Origin of the sequence: Sporosarcina sp. P7 (assembly GCF_002743425.1) — a bacterium.
Taxonomy (GTDB): domain Bacteria; phylum Bacillota; class Bacilli; order Bacillales_A; family Planococcaceae; genus Sporosarcina.
On sequence record NZ_PDZF01000003.1, the window covers coordinates 167398 to 187234 of the forward strand.

Here is a 19837-nt window from a genome sequence, read left to right on the forward strand (position 1 = left end):
TTTATGTAAAAAGGCTTTTTACAAGGGGAAGTTAAAGGCCTCGTTCTTACTAATGTGCGCGGCAAGTTATGATGTTTCAAAAACTCTTTCCTTACCAAACATTTACACAGCCTTCTTCGTATATTAATAATCTTCTAGTAGAGTAAAAGTTGATTACAAATACAGGAGGTTGTTTATTGTTGAAGAAGATGAGTAAGACCATCGTGCCCGTAGTCATGCTATCCGCTGCTTTAATAGGTGGAGCCATCTGGACAGGGAATTATTCAGCGAGTTCAGCTGACGAAGTGAAAAAAGATAACGCACCGGAAATTAAGAACATCATATTCTTGATCGGGGATGGCATGGGAAGTTCCTATACATCCGCTTATCGTTACTTCAAAGATGATCCGAAAACCCCTGAGATCGAGTTAACCGAGTTCGATCAATATCTAGTTGGTCAACAAATGACATATCCTGATGATGACGAGGAATCGATTACAGATTCAGCGTCTGCAGCAACGGCTATGTCGTCAGGTGTCAAAACATACAATAATGCCATTGCAGTGGATAAAAAGAAAGAGCGCGTGCAAACTGTCCTTGAAGCTGCAAAAGAAGCAGGGAAATCGACAGGCCTTGTTGCTACTTCTGAAATTACACATGCTACTCCAGCCGCATACGGTGCCCATAATGAAAGTAGAAAGAATATGGACGAGATCGCTGATGATTACTACAATGAACGCATCAATGGTGAGCATACGATCGATGTTCTTCTAGGTGGTGGGAAAAAACACTTTGTCAGAGAAGATTTGAGCCATGCGCATTCATTTGAATTGGATGGATATGGCTATGTCACGACAAAAGAAGAATTAGTGAACAATAAGAATGATCAAATACTGGGATTGTTCGCAGACGGCGGCATGCCGAAAATGATTGACCGTTCGGCAGAAATCCCTTCACTGGAAGAAATGACAGAAGCGGCGATTGAGCGATTGAAGAAAAACGAAGATGGATTTTTCCTCATGGTGGAAGGAAGCCAAATCGACTGGGCAGGACATGACAATGATATTGTCGGTGCGATGAGTGAAATGGAAGACTTCGAGAAAGCATTCAAGACAGCTATCGAGTTTGCAAAAAGCGATCCCCACACAGTAGTCGTTGCGACGGCGGATCACTCAACTGGAGGATTTTCCATAGGAGCGGATGACATCTATGATTGGTCAGCGGATGCGATCAAAGCAGTGAAACGTACACCCGCATTCATTGCACAAGAAATGGCAAACGGTCACGATGTAGAACAGACAGTGAAACGCTATATTGATCAAGAAAGTTTGCCAATAGAGAAGAATGAAATCGAAGCCATCAAAGCCGCGGGTAGAGATGCCAGTGCCATTGAAACAGCTATCAAACAGATCATCGACAAACGTTCTTATACGGGTTGGACAACTGGTGGACATACAGGTGAAGACGTACCGGTTTATGCGTATGGACCATCCAAAGAGCGCTTTACAGGTTTGTTAGATAATACGGATCATGCGGATATTATTTTTGATATTGTTGTGGGGGAGAAGTAAGTCTTGCGATTAACACCGTAAAATATATCTGTAATCTGTCACGATAAAAAAGAAGTTGCAGCTCAAAACACGAGCCGTAACTTCTTTTTTGTGCGCACATTTTCAACAAAATAAAAAATAAATTGAAATACCAGTATCCTTTTTGAATAATTCGTCTATATGACGTATGAAAGAACAAATAATCAAACGACTGAACAGGAGGCGCAGAGCAATGAAACAAAACAATCAAGACGTACGCATCCCATTTTCACCGGAGTTTGCGGCAATGGTTGGCGTAAATGAAGCGCTGTTTCTACAGCAATTGCATTATCGATTGCAAATATCTAAAAACCACAACGAAGGCCATAGATGGGTGTATAACACGTATGAAGAGTGGACGCATGAATTCCCGTGTTGGAAAATGCATGTGGTCAAAAGGCTAGTGAAAAAGCTGGAAACTGAACAACTGATCATCACTTCGGAATTTAATAAAATGCCCATGGATCGAACGAAATGGTATCGGATTGATTACGAAAAGCTGTCACAGACGTGCGGTGAATTTGTACCCTTCGAGCAGACGAAAACGGTCGATAGAGTCGAACAAAAAAGTCTGTCTGAGGAGAACATTTTACTCCCAGCAATAACCAAAGAACTTAAACAGACTACAAAGAAAAAAAGATATAGCGAGAAAGATCTCGCCACATTTTCTTCTGTCATTGAGTATTTAAACGAAAAAGCTTTCAAACGATTTAAGCATAATTCGAAGACGACGATGGACCTTCTCCAAGGGCGTATCGAAGAAGGCTACACAGTGGATGATTTCAAACTAGTGATTGATACGAAGGCAGCGCAATGGCTGCATCATCCGCAATTTCGCAATTACTTGCAACCGTCCACATTATTCAATGCGGAGAAATTCGAGAATTACTTGAATGAAGCCCCAGCCGAAATGGCTCGATCGATCGTATTGGAAGCCTATACATCACCAACATTAGATTTTGAAAAGGGAGAGAATGCATATGAGTTACGAATTTGCTGAAAAAAGCATACTAGGTGCGATGTTTGAAGAAAATTACTTAATTCTCGATAGTCACATGCAAGCGAGATTTTTCCAGGGGCATGTCCATCAAACTATTTATACTGTTATGCGGGAATTGGCGCAGGAAGGGAAACCGGTAGACTATATCACGGTTCTGACAAGGAGAGAGCCAAGTGAACTTGGAGGAGTCAATTACGTATATGGACTCAAACGATTTGCGAATGTCATACGTTTTGATGAATACGAAGAGATGATCATCGACCAATGGAAAAAGCAAGAAACGGCACGGATATTACATCAAGCGATTGAGCATGATTGGAGCGGGGATGACGTAGTGCATGTCCTAGAAGAACTGGATGAACTGAATAACGGTAGAGAGGTGACGATATTATCGGAATATCTAGTCACTCAATTTGAAAGGCCGTTCTTGCCGGATCAAACAAAGCCTGGCATATCGACAGGACTAGTCGATTTGGATAAAATCCTGAACGGCTTCCAAGACTGTGAGTACATCGTCGTCGCGGGTCGGCCATCTATGGGAAAGACGGACGTGCTCAATCACTTGGCACTGCAAGCCAGCAAAGATGGACATATGCCAATCGTCTTCTCGCTTGAAATGAATCGTAAAACCATGATTGACCGAATGATCGCTTCGACAGGTGAATACAATCGTTTACGAATGCGCGACCCGTATAAGTATTTCACCGAACCACAAAAAGATCGATGGACACCCACGCTGAATCACTTGAACGGTGGGGGGATTCACATCAACGACAAAAGCGGTATGACCGTCAGAGAAATCAAAGCAAAAGCTCGGTATATCATCAAAACCAATCCGACAAAACGATCGATTATATTCATCGATTACTTACAAATCATTCGTCCTGAAGGCAATGTACACAATCAAACGGTAGCAATCGGACAGATCAGCAATGAATTAAAAGCGATGGCGAAAGAGTTCGACTGCCCCGTCGTCGTCTTATCGCAGCTATCAAGAGCGTCTGAAATGCGGCATGACAAACATCCCGTCATGAGTGACTTGCGTGACTCAGGAAATATTGAACAAGACGCCGACGTCATTGCGCTTCTCCATCGTGAGGACTATTACGAAAGAGACAAAGTGCCAACGAATCTACTGGAAATCGATATTGCCAAACACCGCAATGGACCAACCGGCACGATCAAGACGATTTACAGCAAAGAAACCGGCAAGCTATATAACTTTGATGAAAACTACTACAAAAGGGGAGAAAACAAATGATCACCGTTCAAGACATGTTCGACTACGCACTAGAAATGGACTTATCACACTTAGCCAACAGCATCTACTGGGCTTTACTGAAAGACCAAGTGACATTCCAAGATGACAGTAAAAAGTTAAAAACCATTGATTTCGACGAAGTGGAAATTAAGCGAATGATGGAGAAAAACGACTTGAATATAGGCAAAGTAAAATTATTTGTCATGGACGGCCCTGATGATTGGTACGCCTTTTATCTGGCAGAGCATTCACTGGACGTATACCGACTGCATGAAGAATTATTTCGCGAACGACAACCAAAAATCACACGTGCCGATCGACTGATGATCACCCGTATGACCTTTATGGAAACGGGTGCCGAAGAATGCTTGTATGAGCATAAGAAAGAGATCATTGCGTACCCGGCATATGTGGGCCATGCAAAAGCGGGAGAGCGTGTGCTGTATCGGGTGGGGGTGGGTGCATGACAGTGGAAGAACGCGGAGTGCTAGTTTTGATAATTTGCTTGCGCTTGAATTATTCGATGGGTTATGTAGAAAGGATGGGAGACGACGAATTGGAGGCGTTATATGAAAGATGTATAGCGGAGTGGTGAATGAAATCTACTACATCATGGGAAATATCGAAACCTTCGAAACATAGCTTTCCTATCAGAAAACGTTACAAAACTCTTCTGCTGAAAAGTTATATAGATATAATTGAATCGAATTGCCTATACATTTAGAAAATTTTAAATGATACCTTATACATAAGGGTATGCCATTACCCTCCTAGGCCTATTGCCTCAAAAGGAGAATGAAAGATGAAAATAGAAGAACTAAAACACACGGATTGGATGAACAAAAACAAAATTATGGCACTTAGTTTTGGACTAACCGCGGGACTTGGACTCCTTGCCCAAATCATTCTTCAGTCATCGATGATTATTATTACATCTGTCGCCATTCCATTCGTCGTCGCCATCCTTTTTTACTTATTTATGAATACATCCGCTTTCATCGCAAAACAATTTCCGTACATCTTAATTTTTTTGACTTTTTGCATTTCAATGAGTCTTATTTTATTCTCAAATGCTAACTTAGGGACGATTGGCGTGATCTACTTAATCTTAGTATTAGGCGCCGTTCATGGGAGAATGAGTATTATTGGATTTGCTTATGCACTGAGCTTGATTGCATTGCTCGTGAACAATACATATTTCATATCGCCTGAACTTATTATTGGAAGCGGTTCCAACTTAGTTCTTCTTCACTTTCTCACTGCACTTTGTTTGTTTTTATTAGTAAGACAGAATGATCGTGTTTTTCATCACGTAGAAGAACTTCTTGCACTTACATCACGTAAAGCTGAAGAAGAACAAGTGCTGTTTGAGAAGCTGGATGCGGCAGTGATGAAAATTACATCTAATCTAGCGTTTATTCAAAGGAATGCGGATAGGTCCACCACTTCCCAGCGCGAAATGTTAGAGGCGGTCAATGAAGTAAGTTCAGGCAGTCAACACCAAGCTGATCACATTTCGGAAATTGCTGAAAACACGGAACAGACATATGAAGCGATTCAAGAGATTTCGACTGGGTTAAGTGTACTGGGCGACAAAACGAACGATGCGGGTAGTAAAGCGAGGGCGGGAAGGGCACAAATGACGCGGTTAAAAGAGAGCCTTGATACATTTGCCATATTCTTCACAGATTTAAATCATACATTTGGTATTCTATCGAGCAAAATTGACGAGACCAATGCGTTTGCAAGTTCAATTAAACAAATTACGGAGCAAACGAATTTATTGGCGTTAAATGCATCGATTGAAGCAGCGCGTGCGGGCGAACATGGTAAAGGCTTTGCGGTAGTGGCGGATGAAATTCGGAAACTGGCTAGATTGACAGATGAGACGCTAAAGAAAATCGATACAAATCTTGTGGAGTTAAATAGTACGAATACGATTGCGGTTGGAAAATTAGAAGAAGGCTTGCAGCGGCTGACGATGCAAAACCGTGTGGCGGACGAATCCAGTGCATCATTTGGCGTGTTGCATCAAGTAATGGCTGCATTGCAAAATGAGCTAACTAAATTTATAAGTGAATTTGACATTATTACAGATCGAACATTAACGATACGTGAACACACAGTAGAATTTGCGGCGGTAGTTGAGCAAAGCACAGCAGCGGTAGAAGAGTTAAATGCCACGTTGACTGAATTGGCAGGGGAGCAAGAGATGATTGCAAACTATATCCATGAAACGCATGAAGAAGCCATTTCGATTCGTAAAACGTAATGTTCGGTAGCTGACCAGTTGCAAATTAACCCAAAACGCAAAAGAAGTTACCCATGCAAAAACGGTAACTTCTTTTATTTATAGTTTTGCACATGTAAGCACAATTAAAATTCCATATATAGAGACAATCTACTGGATTACGATTAGTATGGAATCTATGAGGGAGCTTTGTAGTTTATCAAAGCCCTGTAATAAAAATGATAGAATCGTTAGAGGTGTATAAATGGGATTATTTTTCACAGTTATTTTACCGATTATTTCAGTATTCGCAGTGGGATTCATTTTACAACGAGTCAAAGACTTACATATCAAATCAATTTCTTCACTTTCGATCTACATACTAACGCCAGCCCTTGTTTTTACTTCCTTATATCAGGCGGATTTCAATGCGAGCTATATGACCATCCTGATTTATATGTTTTCACTATTTTATGCGATGGTTTTACTAAACAAAATCATTGCGAAAATCTTTAAATGGGATAAAAAGATTGAAAGTGCCTCCATACTGGCCACAGGTTTCATGAATTCGGGAAACTATGGTTTGCCAGTCGTGTTATTTAGCTTAGGAGAAAAAGCGCTGCCGTATGCCATCTTCATCATGGTGATTCAATCACTGCAAAATAATTTCTTCGGTGTGTATTTTGCGTCACGCAGTACGAGTGGGATAGGTCGATCCATAAAAATGGTCTTCAAAATGCCGACAACGTATGCTGCGATTTTCGCTTTCCTCTTCCAGTACTTCAAGATTTCTGTACCGGAATCGATTATGTCTGCGACGTCCATGGTCGGGGATGCCGCGATTCCCGTGATGATGATCATGCTCGGTATGCAACTAGGAACAGTGATTAGTAAGAAGCCAAATTGGCAAGTTGTCATTTCAGGCGTCGCATTGAAAATGGTCGTAGCACCTGTACTGGCTTTCGTTTTCGTGCTGTTTGTGGGGGTGGATCCTCTAGTAGGGACAGTCCTCATCATCATTTCCGCAATGCCTACAGCGGCCACCACGACGATGTATGCGATTGAATTTGATACCGAGCCAGAACTCGTTTCCATGATCACGTTGTTTTCTACGCTACTTAGTATTATTACGTTAAGTATTTTGTTAAATGTACTGATTTAAACATATCAACTTTAAACCATTCAAGAAGATACAAAAAAAGAAGCGAGAGCCTTAAATGGCTTCTGCTTCTTTTTCGTAAGGAGACGCATTCAACGTGATAAGCCTAGTGATGATTTCGGCAAACTCACTGTAAAGGTCGTCCCTTTTCCTATTTCCGTTTGAAGTACTAAGTTCCCGTTATGATCTCTAATGATTTTTTCACAGATCAATAATCCTAGCCCTGTTCCATCTACTTTCGATGACATGAATGGTTCACCGATTTGACGTAGAATAACATCAGGGATACCTGGACCGTTATCAGTAACGTCGATCATCACGTGGTCCACATCGTCTTTCACATCAATTATGATGGTTCCGGTTTCCATAGCCTCAATTGCATTTTTGATTAAATTAATAAACACTTGTCTGATTTTTAATTCATCACCAAAAATGGTCATCTGGTCGTTTTCCGATTGTACATGTATCTCAATGGTTTTCATGTCCATATCCGACTCCATCCGGACCTTAACACCTTCGATTAATTCCGTAATATTGATCACCTTTTGATTGACTACATGTGTTTCAGCTAAAGACACGAATTTAGAAGCGATTTGTTCGATTTCCTGTAATTCTATTTTGATCCCGTCCAGTTGTAGTTGACCTGCTTCACTACGATTGCCGTCAGTTAAATCCAATAGTTGTAAACGACCTTGCATGACAGTAAGGGAAGTGCGAAGTTCATGAGCAATAATGGTAGCCAATTTTCCCGTGATGTGTAATTTATCTCTACGCGTATCATGATTTCGTAGTTCATTTTCAAACTGCAGTTGTTTGGAAATTCTTGTAAAGTGATGAGACTCTTTTTTATATAAATGCGAAGGCAAGAAATGCGTATCCGTCATATGGTATTCATGGGTTTGCAAAAGTTCAATCAAGAGTGAACTGGATAAAGATACACTATCATACGCACACACATTGATATAATTCCGTGTGATATCCGCTACTCTAGAGAATAATTCGTCAAAGTTTTGTTCATGTAATGCGACCGAAGGAACTAACGTTTTTATATTTTGAGGACGCCAAGTCACCAATCCCCATCCGCGAAGCACGTTACCTTCCTTCACATGTGGTTCAAAGAAGTCATGTAAATTCTTTAACACAGCCTCCGCATTAAAATCTTTATGCGTTTCATATGCTAAGTCGGTATCAACAAAATAAATGTTATCCATTTGCTCTTCCGAATAACCGCTATTTTGAAGGTTTTCTTTAACGGAAGCGAAAGTCGTTGGTTGATCCACATACAGAATGACGTGATTTTTATCCAATCCTTCAGCTATATAGGAAGTAGCGTGTTCTATATACTTGTTACTGTCTGTGTACGTATATACCACATGACCCACTTGTAACGATTCTATGCCTTTAGTCAGTTCCAAATTTTTGCCTTCATCGACGAAGTGTGTGATATGTACCACTCCTTTTAATATATTGAAAAGTTAATTGAATTATAGCAGATAATGTATTAAAAGAATCTTAAATAATCAGTTTCTTGGTATATTTAGTGCGTTATTACTAGTTTATGTAAAAGGAATGGTGTTTGGAACACGTTGATCTGCTTTGAAGCCGGAGTGCTCCGAGCAACATAATGAGTGAAAAAACTGATACGATTATGTACATAATGGTTTAACTTCTTTAGTAAGGGGTATGGTAAACAAATAAAATTCATATACAAGAAAGTAGGGATCTTATGCTAAACTTATCAAACGCAGCATTGCTCGAAGTTTATGAGCGCGCAGAGGAGGTACGTGTAGATCAAGCATTTATTGAACTGCTTGAAGAAGAAATGAAACGCCGTGGTATATAGATGCCGTGGCGTTTTTTTTGTTTAAGGAAATATCCAGTTTGTTGAATTAGAATGAATCCTACCTGCATTCGGACGTGTCCCAACCAACTACGTTTTAGTTTCCGAACTGATCCGACAATCGCAAGCGGTTCCCATGTACACGAATTGAAGCGAATGCAACACATAGTATGTTAACCTAACACACTTCTAGCGGTTATTTACTCTTTTCCATAACCGCAAAATAATTTTGTTCGCTATCGGCAAAGTTAAATACCCTCCCCGAAGGCATATCGACTATCTCTCCCACCGTAATATCTTCATTTGACAAGGTACTATGTAACGTTTCGAGATCTTCTGAGAAAAACAGTAAAGAAGGAGTGCCAAGATTCAATTCCGGCTGCATCTCAGCAATCATTTCCTTGTTGTGAAGGACTATACTCGTTTCCGCTTCTTTGGTTGGAGCGATTTCAATCCATCTCATACCTTGACCGTTATCCTCATCGGAAATCACAGTAAATCCAACCTTTTTCGTCCAAAAGTCCACTGCCTCGTCTTGATTGTGTACATATAACATAATTTGACCGATTTTATTAATCATTCGTTTCGCTCCTTTTCTCTTTTGTATGTAGTATATACGAGTTGATACGGATACAGTCAAAAATGCTTGTTTGTTGAATATTATTTATCGCAACATATTTTCGGGTCTGGTATATCTGATAGTACGTTTTTTAAAAGTAACTGACACCCTAATTGTGTAGGGACCTGGTACCTGTACGTGCATATAAGAATGAAACATGGGTCCGTATTGACGGCGTATAGAATATAGACATAGGTATTAGAGGAATGTCGTAACTTATAAAAAGGATTCACATGCTAATTATGGATAAATTCGAATGAACTTCCCCATGACTTTCCGCGAGGGTTTTTCATCTACTCATCGTTGAGGTCAATCTGCATAGCTATTCAGTTAGACAGGTCTGTCATTCACCAAAAGCCCGTTAATTTAACGATGTATATTTCACACATAACGAAAGGGAAGGGCCATAGGGGGGAACTGAAGTGTTACAAGGGCTTGTCTGTCTGGATCAACTACCTAGAAGTGACGTTATGTTAACTAAAGAAGCATGGAGAATACATATGTCTTTTCAAACAAAAAATGATGTACAAATTAACATTTCACCTTCAGCACATAACCATGGTATTTTAATTGCGTTCAAAAAGTTATTAAAAACAACCACCAATCCGATTTTTCCTACGCTAAGGAATCATCGGCTTTATTTTTATTGGATAAGTGGACGTAGTGAATGTGAACTTGCTACCTAACAATAGAAACATCTCCTGTCCGAAAATACTCGCGAAGTTCTGTTAAAACAGCCATTTCATAGTATTTAAAATTACTGTGATAAATGCGCCAAACTCTCATTTGTTGATTTGTCAGATAGCCATAAACTTTATAACCTATAAAAAGATTTAAGTTACAACAAAATTTTAATGGTTAAAAATTTGTTGTAATTAAAATAACAGTCTGATAATATTGATTTTATAGTTATCCGAATAGTTGCTTTACCTAGATAACGAGAGGTGGGAGTGGATGGAATTGGAAAAAGAAAATAAATTAGTTTTTGATCACGCGATTCGCACTGCTGATATTTTAGTCGAGATGTTTGGATCGAAGTGCGAAGTTGCTGTACACGATTTTAGTAGTCTGGAAAAATCGCTTATCCACTTGGCTGGATCAGTGACAGGTCGGGATGTTGGTTCACCAATCACGGATTTAGTGTTACAGCAATTAAAAAATGGGCATGGGGAAGATTTTGCGAACTACAAAACAGTATCTGGAAAAGGTTCCGTTATGAAATCATCAACTGTATTTTTGAAAGACTCTCACGATAGGGTAATAGGAGCGTTATGCATCAATTTTGATATTAGTTTATTAATTCAACTGGGAGGTGAAGTTCAAGAAATTATTAGTTTCAAAGAGGACGTGCAAAGAAATGAAAACTTTTATACCGATGTACATGAAGTGATCCAATCAATGACAAGGCAAGCACTTGAAAAACACTTTAAAGCTCCTGCACTGTTGGATACTGAAGAAAAAATAGAAGTCATTAGGGAATTAGAGTCGAAGGATACATTCTTAATTAAAGGTGCTACTGAATATATCGCTAGTGTTCTAGGAGTGTCGAAGTTCACTATTTACAACTACCTTCAGAAAGTTCGTATGGAGCAAAGTTTTAATAATAGTTTGGGAGATGATTAATATGTTCAAGAAGATTCATACCGATAATGCTCCAGCAGCAGTAGGTGCCTACTCACAAGCAGTAGAAAGGGATAATATTTTATTCATTTCGGGTCAATTACCTATTAACACAACTAACAATAAAATGAATGAAGATATCGTGGAACAGGCAGAGCAGTGTCTGGAAAATATAGAATCGATTTTGATAGCCGCCGGTTTATCTGCAAAAAATGTTGTGAAAAATACAGTCTACCTTACTTCATTAGATAAAGTAGTAGAAGTAAATGAAGTATACGATAAGTACTTCGGTGATAGTAAACCAGCTAGAGCCATGGTAGGAGTCAAAGAACTTCCCAAAAACGCTTTGGTTGAAATTGAATCGATTGCCATTCGTTAATAAATGACTTATAGCTATATCGGCATTTATAAAGGACTTCGTGAATTGCAAGAATTAGTGGAAGGTATTGAAAAAACAAACCGCTGTGCAATAGCTATAAGTAACGGCGCTCTAATGAAAGAATTAAGTTTTATCGCTTCTTCAGAGGGGGGCATTTGTCTGTCCCGAAGGTACGTTAGCATTTGCCGCTGCACCTTCGGGAAGATGGTTGGATTAAAGAAGATGGACAAGTCGTTGTACTAAATACAGGGGCTGGAATTAAATATCCGAAGAATATTGAAATAGATGTGCCAGTATTTCAAAAGAATGAAAATACTATAAGAAGTTAATTGGTTAAAAGATGTAGTATTCATTTGAAGAGAAATACTACATCTTGACATAATTAAACTTGAATGAAAGATATGTAAGCGCTTTCGACCAGTTCCCGATTAGAAGTTTTTTGAGATGGGTATAAAATTTTAGTGCTTAAGTGATGTAAACATATAAGGCTTCCAAGTGAAATTGTTTTAGAATATATCCTTTAAATGATAAGAATACATCTAAATTAAAAAGGGGGATTCTCATTATGGAAAAGCAATTTAAGGCAGATGAAAATCTAATTATTAATAAGAAAAAGTTCCAGTTGCCACATTTATTTTGGATAATGATGGGGATATTATTATTGGGCAGTATTGCAACATATATCATCCCAGCAGGTAATTTTGCGACGGATGAGGATGGGACTATTTTAGGAAATCAGTTTGAATTCCTTGGACATCAAACATCTGTAAGTCCCTGGAGGATGATGATGTTAATATTGGATGGATTGAATGAGTCTAGCATCACTATTTATCTTGTTTTAGTATCGGGTGCAACAATTGCTGTACTACTCGCATCTGGTGCGATAGATAATATTTTGAACTGGGCTATTTTTAAATTACAAGATAAAGGGAAGGGTATTTTAGTTAGCGCAATGTTTATAATGATGGTTTATATTGGTGCACTTGCTGGTAGTGATTCACTGATTGCTTTAGTACCAATTGGTGTCATATTTGCCAGGAAGTTGAAACTGGATCCACTTGTTGCTATCGGTATTACAACTTTTCCGACCTTAATTGGATTCGCAACTGGACCTCAAGGCCATTTTATATCTCAATTGATGATTGGTGTTACACCTTATTCCGGAATCGGATTTCGGTTCATTTCTGTGAACTTATTTATGATTGTTGGCTTAATTTATCTTATGCGTTATATCAAAAAAATTGAAAATAATGAAAAATCTTCTCTAATGTATAGTAATGGATGGAGAGCACACCAATTAGGTAATCAAAATGGAGACGATGTAATAAAAGAAGAAAAACTTAAATTAACAAGTGTTTTGGCACTATTGGTTTTTATTGCTCATTTTTTAGTGATCATCTCTTATTCTGTATTTGGAGGAGAAAATCTTTACCACTTTTTCATTGTTATTGCTATATTAGCTGCTATCGTTATTGGACTATTGACTCGTATGTCCTTTGATGATATTGGTGAAAACTTTTCTAAAGGAATTGCTTCTATAGCTTTTATTGCCTTTATTATCGGTTTAGCTCGTGTTATGTCACTGGTTTTAACGGAAGGAAATATCATAGATACGATTGTTTTTACGTTGACAAAGCCATTAATGGAGCTAAACCAAAGTTTTGCTACAATTGGAATAAGTCTAGTTGTCGCTATACTTAATCCGCTTATACCATCAGCTACAAGTAAGGCAGCGATTCTTGTTCCAATCATTGAACCAATTGCCAACACGCTGGGTCTACCAAATCAGTTAGCAATTCAAGCTTTCCAGTTTGGTGATGGTTTCACAAATCTAATATCTCCAGAGCTTGGTTGGACAATCGGTTCTTGTGTAATGGCAGGTGTACCCTTTACAAAATGGGTACGTTGGGTTTTCCCGGCAGTAGTAATCTTCATGCTAATGAGCTTTGTCATTCTATATATACTAACTATTGTCGGCTGGACTGGTGGCGAATAAATAGGATGAAAAGTAAACGAGTACAAATGCATGTTTAATATACACTTTAATCCATTTCATCATACGAGTTTACCTTCACGTCAGTATGATATGTGGTTTCGTTGTGGCTTTCTTAACCACATATTATCCTGATGTAGCTGTTTTTTGTCACGATAAAATGGATTCACTTATATGATCTTAGATGAATGAGGGAAGGGCGATAACATGACGACAATGACAGAAATGAATGCATTCATAAAAAACAGAGCGAAAGAATTAGAAGCAGAAACCATTCGCATTCGTAAGTATTTGTACGAATATCCAGAACTAAGTTCTGAGGAAGACGAAACAGTTAAATTTTTAAAAGATACAATAAAGGAATTAGGATTGGAAGTTGAAGAAGTACCCGGCAGCACTGGTTTCACCGTTTTATTTGATACAGGAAAACCAGGTAAGACATTAGGAATTAGAACAGATATTGATGCACTTCCTATTGAAGAAAATCCGCAGAATCTTGCTGGACCAAGAAAGTATTTCTCTAAAAATCCAGGAGTTATGCATGCATGTGGACATGATGGTCATATGGCTATTGTACTTTCCACAATGAAAATACTAACAGAAATGAAGCATAATTTGAGTGGTGAAGTTTACTTTATTTTTGAAGAAGGGGAGGAAATTGCATCCGGTATTGAGGCGATGGTTCAACACTTAGATAATCGAGGAATCGATGCCATTTACGGCAACCACTTAACAGCATTTATGGACAGTGGTTCGGTATGTGTTGATGCAGGTCCAAGAATGGCCGGAGGTAAATTAGTTAATTTCACTGTACATGGGAAAAGTGGTCACGGTTCACGTCCGGATCTGTCCATTAATCCAATTTTTGCAGCAGCCAATATTTTAACTGGACTTACAAATGCATGGGCGAATCAAATTGACGTCACAAAAACGGTTACACTCGGATTGACGCAAATCCATGGTGGTGAGATAGATAATATCATTCCAGATAAGGTGAATATTCGGGGTTCTCTCCGATTTTTTGATGTGGAAGAAGGCAGAAAGGCTTTGGATATAGTAAAGAAAATTGCAGAATTTACTGCACAGGCACATAATTGTACCGTTGAATTTGGAGAAAATCTCGAAATTGGTGGGGATCCGGTTATAAATGATGAAAAACTAGCGGAACTAGCGATTTCTGGTAATGAAGAAATGATGCCAGGTTCTGTCATACATGATGTAATCTGGTATGCGACTGAAACCTTTAGTGAGTATAGAACAATAGCACCTACGCTTTTTGCTCTTATAGGTGTTCGTAATGAAGGGTACGGAAGTGGTGCAGAGCATCATAATAATCAATTTGATATAGATGAAAATGCGCTAATTAACGGAGTTTTGGCAACGTCTAAATTTGCAGTAGATTTTCTAACTAAATAATATATGATTCTTGTGAATAGACGATTAAGATAGGAAGAAAAGGTATAAAAAGTACAATCTATATAAGGAAGTGTTAGAAATGGGATACGATTTTACAACAAGAGTGAACCGAAAAGATAAAGGTGCATTGAAATGGGAGCAAATGTATAAGTTGAATCCAGATGTGAGTGAAGATGTTATCCCATTGTCAGATGCTGATATGGAGTTTAAAAACCCACCTGAAGTGATAGAAGGATTAAGGGAATATCTAGATGAAGCAGTGCTTGGTTATACAGGTCCTTATGAATCCTTTTTAACGGCTGTAGTGGACTGGCAAAAAAGACGACATCAATGGGAAATTGAAAAGGAATGGATTGTTCCCACTCAAGGGATTGTATCCGCTTTTTATACAGCAATTCGTATGTTTTCAAAAAAGGGAGATGGAGTCATCAATTTTCGTCCCGTTTATTATCCGTTTAGTATGGCAATTGAGGATAATGAGCGTACGGAAGTAAATGTACCGTTACTAAAGAATAATGACGATTATACGATTGACTTTGAGGCTTTTGAAAAAGCTGCAGCAGATCCGAACAACAAAATATTGTTATTTTGTAGCCCGCATAACCCTGTGGGTCGAGTTTGGAAAAAGGAAGAGTTAGAAAAATTAGCAGGCATTGCTGTGAAGCATGATTTATATGTGATTTCAGATGAAATTTGGTATGATTTTATCATGCCAGGACATCAACATACGGTGCTTGCAACGGTTAATGAAGAGTTGACAGATAAGTTAATTACTTGTACAGCAGCTTCCAAGTCCTTCAACTTGGCGGGGATGATGGCTTCTAGTATCATTATTTCAAATAAAAAAATTCGTGAACAATTCAATCAAGAATTGGCAGTAGAAACTGGGAATATGGTTGGTATTTTAGGGTATAAGGCTTATGAATTAGCCTATACAAAATCAGAAGCTTGGCTTGATGAGTTGTTAAAGGTGATTGATACCAACCAACATTTAGTACATGACTACTTTAAGGAATATTTCCCACAAATCAAAGCACCATTGATTGAAGGGACTTATGTGCAATGGCTAGATTTTAATGCTTTAGGTTTGGATCAAGAAGAACTTGAATCATTTTTGCAAAAGGATGCCGCGTTTTTTACGACGTCAGGGTACATCTTTGGCGAAGAAGGCAACGGCTTTGAGCGGATTAACTTAGCATTGCCAACAGACGCATTAGAGGAAGCATTGCATCGTTTAGGTGCGGCATTAAAGAAAAGCAAAAAGTTAGAGCGTTTAAATAGATAAAATTTAAATAAATGATAGAGCAATGGATAAATTAACACTTTAGTTAACCCATTGCTCTATTTTTGATAGAAGAGATGTAGTTGCTACTTATTTGTGTGGATTTTAACATTTCTGTTTTTAAAAGTAAAATGATAGTAGCAACCTATTGTTAAGAGCTCTTTATCATTATAACTACAAGGTACTACACTTAGCTGTAAGATGTTGAAAGGGTATGTTTACAGGAGGAGATATAATTGTTAAAGAGGTTAGTTTTAGGTTTCATTTCATTTCATTTCATTTATATTAAAATATTCCTATTTAGAAAATTAAACATTTCAAAGACAACTCTTTGCGTAGGTAGTTAAAGGGTTGTAGCCTAGATCCGACTCGCAAAAAAGTTGCGCAATGGCTACAACTTTTTTGTGTGTTAAACAGAACTCTTCCTCTCAAAATACCAATGCAATCGATACTCATAAATCTCCCATACCCAACCAAACACACCATCTTCAAATAAAATCTTTCCTCTCGAAGATCCACTCCAATTCACTTAGCTCATCCGCATACTTCAAAAGAATCGGATACGTCTAGAACTTCTACTGGATGGTTTTGCGTCTTTGTTTGCTTTTGGTAGTGTTTATTTCCCGATTTCAATGGCTAATTGTTTTGGAAAATAAAATAGCAAATAAAACGATGACCGCTTTTGTTCTTTGTTATTTTTACTAAGTAGTAAAGGCTTATTTCCAGAAGAAATGTTTTGGCGGGATTAATACGGGAAGTTTAAGAAAAGAATGAGTACACAAGAGAGGAGCAATACAAATGTTTGATTACACAGTGGAAACAAGCAAGAGCAAGGATGAAGCGGTGAAGGATCTGGAAGCGAATCTGAAGGACGAAAAATTCGGTGTGCTCTGGAATTTCGATTTGACTGCGAAACTGCAGGAAAAAGGCACTGATTTCGATATACCATATACGATTCTTGAAGTCTGCAACCCGCAGGAAGCAAACCGCGTACTATCCGAAGATCTGCTCGTTGGGTATTTCCTTCCATGCAAAATTGTTATCTTTGAAGAAGAGGGTACAACAAAAATAGGCATGCCGAAACCGAGTGCGCTGATAGAAATGGTTAATAACGACTCGCTGAAGGAAATTGCGGTGGATATTGAAAAGAGATTGATTGGCTGTATTGATAAGACAGTTTAAGCTGATTTTTTTACCGTACAGTATACCTCGGACGGTAAATAAGAGTTTATGGAATGGAGGAATTATTTATGGAAATTAAATCAGTATCACCAAAGAAAGTGGCGAATCAGGTGTTTCAGAAAGAACCGGTTTATGTGCTGGATGTACGCAGCAAAGACGAGGCGGCTGACTGGCAGATTGAAGGAGATCAAGTCAAATACGTCAACATTCCTTTCAGGGAGCTGAGTGATCCCAATTCAACGAGTCTGGAGGATTTGCCGAAAGACCAGAACGTGTATACAGTGTGTGCAAGGGGGAACAATTCCCAAAAAGCGGCTTCCTATTTGCAAGAACAGGGCTTTGACAATGTCTACTCGATTGAAGGCGGCATGGCAGCCTGGAGTGAACAGCTGGAAGCAGTCAAAATTGGTGAATTGCCCGGAGGCGCTCTTTATCAATTCGTGCGACTTGGCAAAGGATGCTTATCCTATATGATCGAATCCGACGGGGAAGCGGCAATTATTGACGCTAGCCGGATGATAGAAACCTACGAAGAGTTTGCGCGGGAAAAAGGTCTGAAGATAACACATGTCATTGATACGCATTTGCATGCGGACCATATTTCAGGCGGTAAAAAACTGGCGAACTCAGTGGATGCTACCTATTATTTGCCGCCGGATGATGCGGAAGAAGTGGTTTTTAAATTTGAACCAGTCGTTGATGGGATGAAATTTCAAGTCGGCAGCGCAGAGATTGAAGCTGTATACTCTCCCGGGCATACAATCGGCAGTACGACATTCGTGGTCGATGATCAGTACTTGCTCACGGGTGACATTCTGTTTGTAGAATCCATTGGCCGCCCGGATCTTGCCGGTAAAGCGGGCGACTGGGCAGAAGATCTGTACGAAACCCTCTACAGCCGCTACAAAAAATTGGCTGATGACCTGCTTGTGCTTCCGGCTCATTACTCGGACGTCAGTGAGCTCAATGAAGACGGCAGTGTGTCAGCGAAACTGTCTGTTCTTTATCAGAACAATGAGGGACTGCAGATAAAAGATGAAGAAAAGTTTATCAAGCGGGTAACGGAAGGTCTGAAAGATCAGCCGAATGCATATGAAGAAATCCGACAGACAAATATGGGCAAGATTAATCCACCGCCTGAAGAAGCGAAGGAAATGGAGACGGGCCCGAACAACTGCGCAGTATAGAGGGTTTTAAATGATTTAGACAGATAAATCATTTGATGCAAAAGGACTTGCTTGCCCAATACCGATTGCAAACCCACCGTTGTTGGGAGTTGCAGAATTCACTCCAAAACTAAGGAGGCAGTACAATGGTGAACTGGAATGAACGCTTTAAAGACAAGAAATACATCTATGGGACCGAACCGAATGTATTTCTAAAGGATATGCAGGGGAATTTATCTGGGGAGGTCTTGACCATCGCGGAAGGGGAAGGAAGAAACGCTGTCTTCCTGGCCAGACAGGGGCTGCACGTCACGGCATGGGACAATGCCGAATCCGGATTGGATAAGTTGAAAAAGTTGGCAGCAAAACAAGGTGTCCAGGTGAACACGCAACTGATCGATCTGGCAGAAGCACAGTGGCAGCAGAATCAATGGGATGGAATTGTGAATATTTTTGGCCACTTCCCAGGAGAAGTCCGACTGAAAACCCTTCATGGAGTCAAAGAAGCCGTAAAGCCTGGAGGGTATTTTATAGCGGAAGTCTATTCACAAGACCAAATCCCTTATCAAAGCGGAGGCCCCAAAGAGCTGGATTTTCTCTACCGACCGGAAGACTTTCTGGACGCATTCAGTGATTGGCGAATCATTCATTTTTTCGTTGGAGAGGTCATACGCCATGAAGGCGACCTCCATAAAGGACTGTCCCATGTCATCCAGTTCGTTGGACAAAAACCGTAAATTCCAAGTGATAATCTACTCAATAAAAAGACATCCAATTTTAGAAAAATTGGATGTCTTTTTATTGGTCTGAAGAGTAGAATCTTTCATATATTTTACCGACTTTCTTTTTAAATGCCTCTATACCAATATAACTCGCTTCCTCGTACTCCGCCAGTTCTTCATGCATCTTGTTATTTATTTCAGCTATATATTGTGAATCATTCAATATGCGGGTCACGCAAGTTTTTCCATCCGCTTCGATGATCTCCGGGATGAGGTCGCGAACGAGTTTATTGTAGATGGGCATTTGTATCTCTCCTTTAGTTCTGTAATTTGCTTTATTCTACCATAATCCCTTACAAACTGTGATAACCAAAGAGATTTTGCCATCGGGTTAACGGAA

At 39.3% G+C, this 19837-nt stretch carries 19 protein-coding genes and 1 pseudogene; 17 read left to right on the plus strand and 3 right to left on the minus strand.

The features are described from left to right. Positions 1-176: 176 nt before the first annotated feature. The 7 genes from CSV60_RS05075 to CSV60_RS05100 all read left to right on the plus strand — a co-directional run bounded on the left by CSV60_RS05075 (position 177) and on the right by CSV60_RS05100 (position 7221). Positions 177-1550 carry an alkaline phosphatase gene (locus CSV60_RS05075; protein WP_369823580.1) on the plus strand — a complete coding sequence of 458 codons (1374 nt, stop codon included), beginning with the start codon at positions 177-179 and terminating at the stop codon, positions 1548-1550. A gap of 211 nt (positions 1551-1761) precedes the next feature. Further along, on the plus strand, positions 1762-2568 hold the full coding sequence (locus CSV60_RS05080; RefSeq protein WP_158233152.1) for a conserved phage C-terminal domain-containing protein: 807 nt from the start codon (positions 1762-1764) through the stop codon (positions 2566-2568). Next, the gene (locus CSV60_RS05085) at positions 2549-3829 is read left to right on the plus strand and encodes a replicative DNA helicase (protein WP_158233153.1); all 1281 of its coding nucleotides are present in this window, start codon (positions 2549-2551) and stop codon (positions 3827-3829) included. Before CSV60_RS05080 ends, CSV60_RS05085 begins: the two co-directional genes overlap by 20 nt. Continuing rightward, the gene (locus tag CSV60_RS05090) at positions 3826-4296 is read left to right on the plus strand and encodes a hypothetical protein (RefSeq protein WP_099636184.1); all 471 of its coding nucleotides are present in this window, start codon (positions 3826-3828) and stop codon (positions 4294-4296) included. The genes CSV60_RS05085 and CSV60_RS05090 overlap by 4 nt, the downstream gene beginning before the upstream one ends. After that, positions 4293-4424: a hypothetical protein gene (locus tag CSV60_RS16110; RefSeq protein ID WP_255397304.1), complete on the plus strand. Its 132-nt coding sequence runs from the start codon at positions 4293-4295 to the stop codon at positions 4422-4424. The genes CSV60_RS05090 and CSV60_RS16110 overlap by 4 nt, the downstream gene beginning before the upstream one ends. 207 nt (positions 4425-4631) lie before the next feature. Then, entirely contained in the window at positions 4632-6101 is a 1470-nt protein-coding gene (locus tag CSV60_RS05095; RefSeq protein ID WP_099636185.1) for a methyl-accepting chemotaxis protein, read from the plus strand. 223 nt (positions 6102-6324) lie between these two features. Further along, the gene (locus CSV60_RS05100; protein WP_099636186.1) at positions 6325-7221 is read left to right on the plus strand and encodes an AEC family transporter; all 897 of its coding nucleotides are present in this window, start codon (positions 6325-6327) and stop codon (positions 7219-7221) included. 89 nt (positions 7222-7310) lie between these two features. On the opposite strand, the gene CSV60_RS05105 is transcribed toward CSV60_RS05100, so the two are convergent. Next, positions 7311-8633 (minus strand): ATP-binding protein, encoded by a 1323-nt coding sequence (locus CSV60_RS05105; protein ID WP_143565317.1) that lies wholly within the window; start codon positions 8631-8633, stop codon positions 7311-7313. Positions 8634-8944: 311 nt separating this feature from the next. On the opposite strand from CSV60_RS05105, the gene sda reads away from it, so the two are divergent. After that, positions 8945-9061, plus strand: a complete 117-nt coding sequence (sda, locus tag CSV60_RS05110; RefSeq protein WP_099636188.1) for a sporulation histidine kinase inhibitor Sda — start codon at positions 8945-8947, stop codon at positions 9059-9061. Positions 9062-9254: 193 nt separating this feature from the next. Here the strand turns inward: sda and CSV60_RS05115 are convergent, their stop codons facing one another. Further along, positions 9255-9638: a VOC family protein gene (locus CSV60_RS05115; protein WP_099636189.1), complete on the minus strand. Its 384-nt coding sequence runs from the start codon at positions 9636-9638 to the stop codon at positions 9255-9257. 461 nt (positions 9639-10099) lie between these two features. On the opposite strand from CSV60_RS05115, the gene CSV60_RS05120 reads away from it, so the two are divergent. From CSV60_RS05120 to CSV60_RS05160, 9 genes are all read left to right on the plus strand, one after another. Further along, positions 10100-10363, plus strand: a complete 264-nt coding sequence (locus CSV60_RS05120) for a hypothetical protein (RefSeq protein WP_099636190.1) — start codon at positions 10100-10102, stop codon at positions 10361-10363. A gap of 268 nt (positions 10364-10631) precedes the next feature. Beyond that, complete coding sequence (locus CSV60_RS05125) at positions 10632-11300, plus strand: helix-turn-helix transcriptional regulator (RefSeq protein WP_099636191.1); 669 nt, start codon at positions 10632-10634, stop codon at positions 11298-11300. Between the two features lies 1 nt (position 11301). Then, the gene (locus CSV60_RS05130; protein ID WP_099636192.1) at positions 11302-11676 is read left to right on the plus strand and encodes a Rid family detoxifying hydrolase; all 375 of its coding nucleotides are present in this window, start codon (positions 11302-11304) and stop codon (positions 11674-11676) included. Positions 11677-12241: 565 nt separating this feature from the next. Beyond that, positions 12242-13672 carry a TRAP transporter large permease subunit gene (locus tag CSV60_RS05135; protein WP_199175235.1) on the plus strand — a complete coding sequence of 477 codons (1431 nt, stop codon included), beginning with the start codon at positions 12242-12244 and terminating at the stop codon, positions 13670-13672. A gap of 204 nt (positions 13673-13876) precedes the next feature. Beyond that, positions 13877-15085 (plus strand): amidohydrolase, encoded by a 1209-nt coding sequence (locus tag CSV60_RS05140; protein WP_199175236.1) that lies wholly within the window; start codon positions 13877-13879, stop codon positions 15083-15085. Between the two features lie 79 nt (positions 15086-15164). Next, positions 15165-16370 carry a MalY/PatB family protein gene (locus CSV60_RS05145; protein WP_099632154.1) on the plus strand — a complete coding sequence of 402 codons (1206 nt, stop codon included), beginning with the start codon at positions 15165-15167 and terminating at the stop codon, positions 16368-16370. A gap of 795 nt (positions 16371-17165) precedes the next feature. Beyond that, positions 17166-17549 (plus strand): DUF302 domain-containing protein, encoded by a 384-nt coding sequence (locus CSV60_RS05150; protein WP_099636193.1) that lies wholly within the window; start codon positions 17166-17168, stop codon positions 17547-17549. 68 nt (positions 17550-17617) lie between these two features. Then, positions 17618-18736: an MBL fold metallo-hydrolase gene (locus CSV60_RS05155; protein WP_099636194.1), complete on the plus strand. Its 1119-nt coding sequence runs from the start codon at positions 17618-17620 to the stop codon at positions 18734-18736. A 125-nt stretch (positions 18737-18861) separates the two neighbouring features. Then, positions 18862-19452 carry a class I SAM-dependent methyltransferase gene (locus CSV60_RS05160; RefSeq protein ID WP_099636195.1) on the plus strand — a complete coding sequence of 197 codons (591 nt, stop codon included), beginning with the start codon at positions 18862-18864 and terminating at the stop codon, positions 19450-19452. Between the two features lie 136 nt (positions 19453-19588). Here CSV60_RS05160 and CSV60_RS05165 read toward each other — a convergent pair. Next, positions 19589-19741 (minus strand): annotated as a pseudogene (locus CSV60_RS05165) (nucleoside triphosphate pyrophosphohydrolase); the annotation flags it as partial. Positions 19742-19837 lie beyond the last annotated feature (96 nt).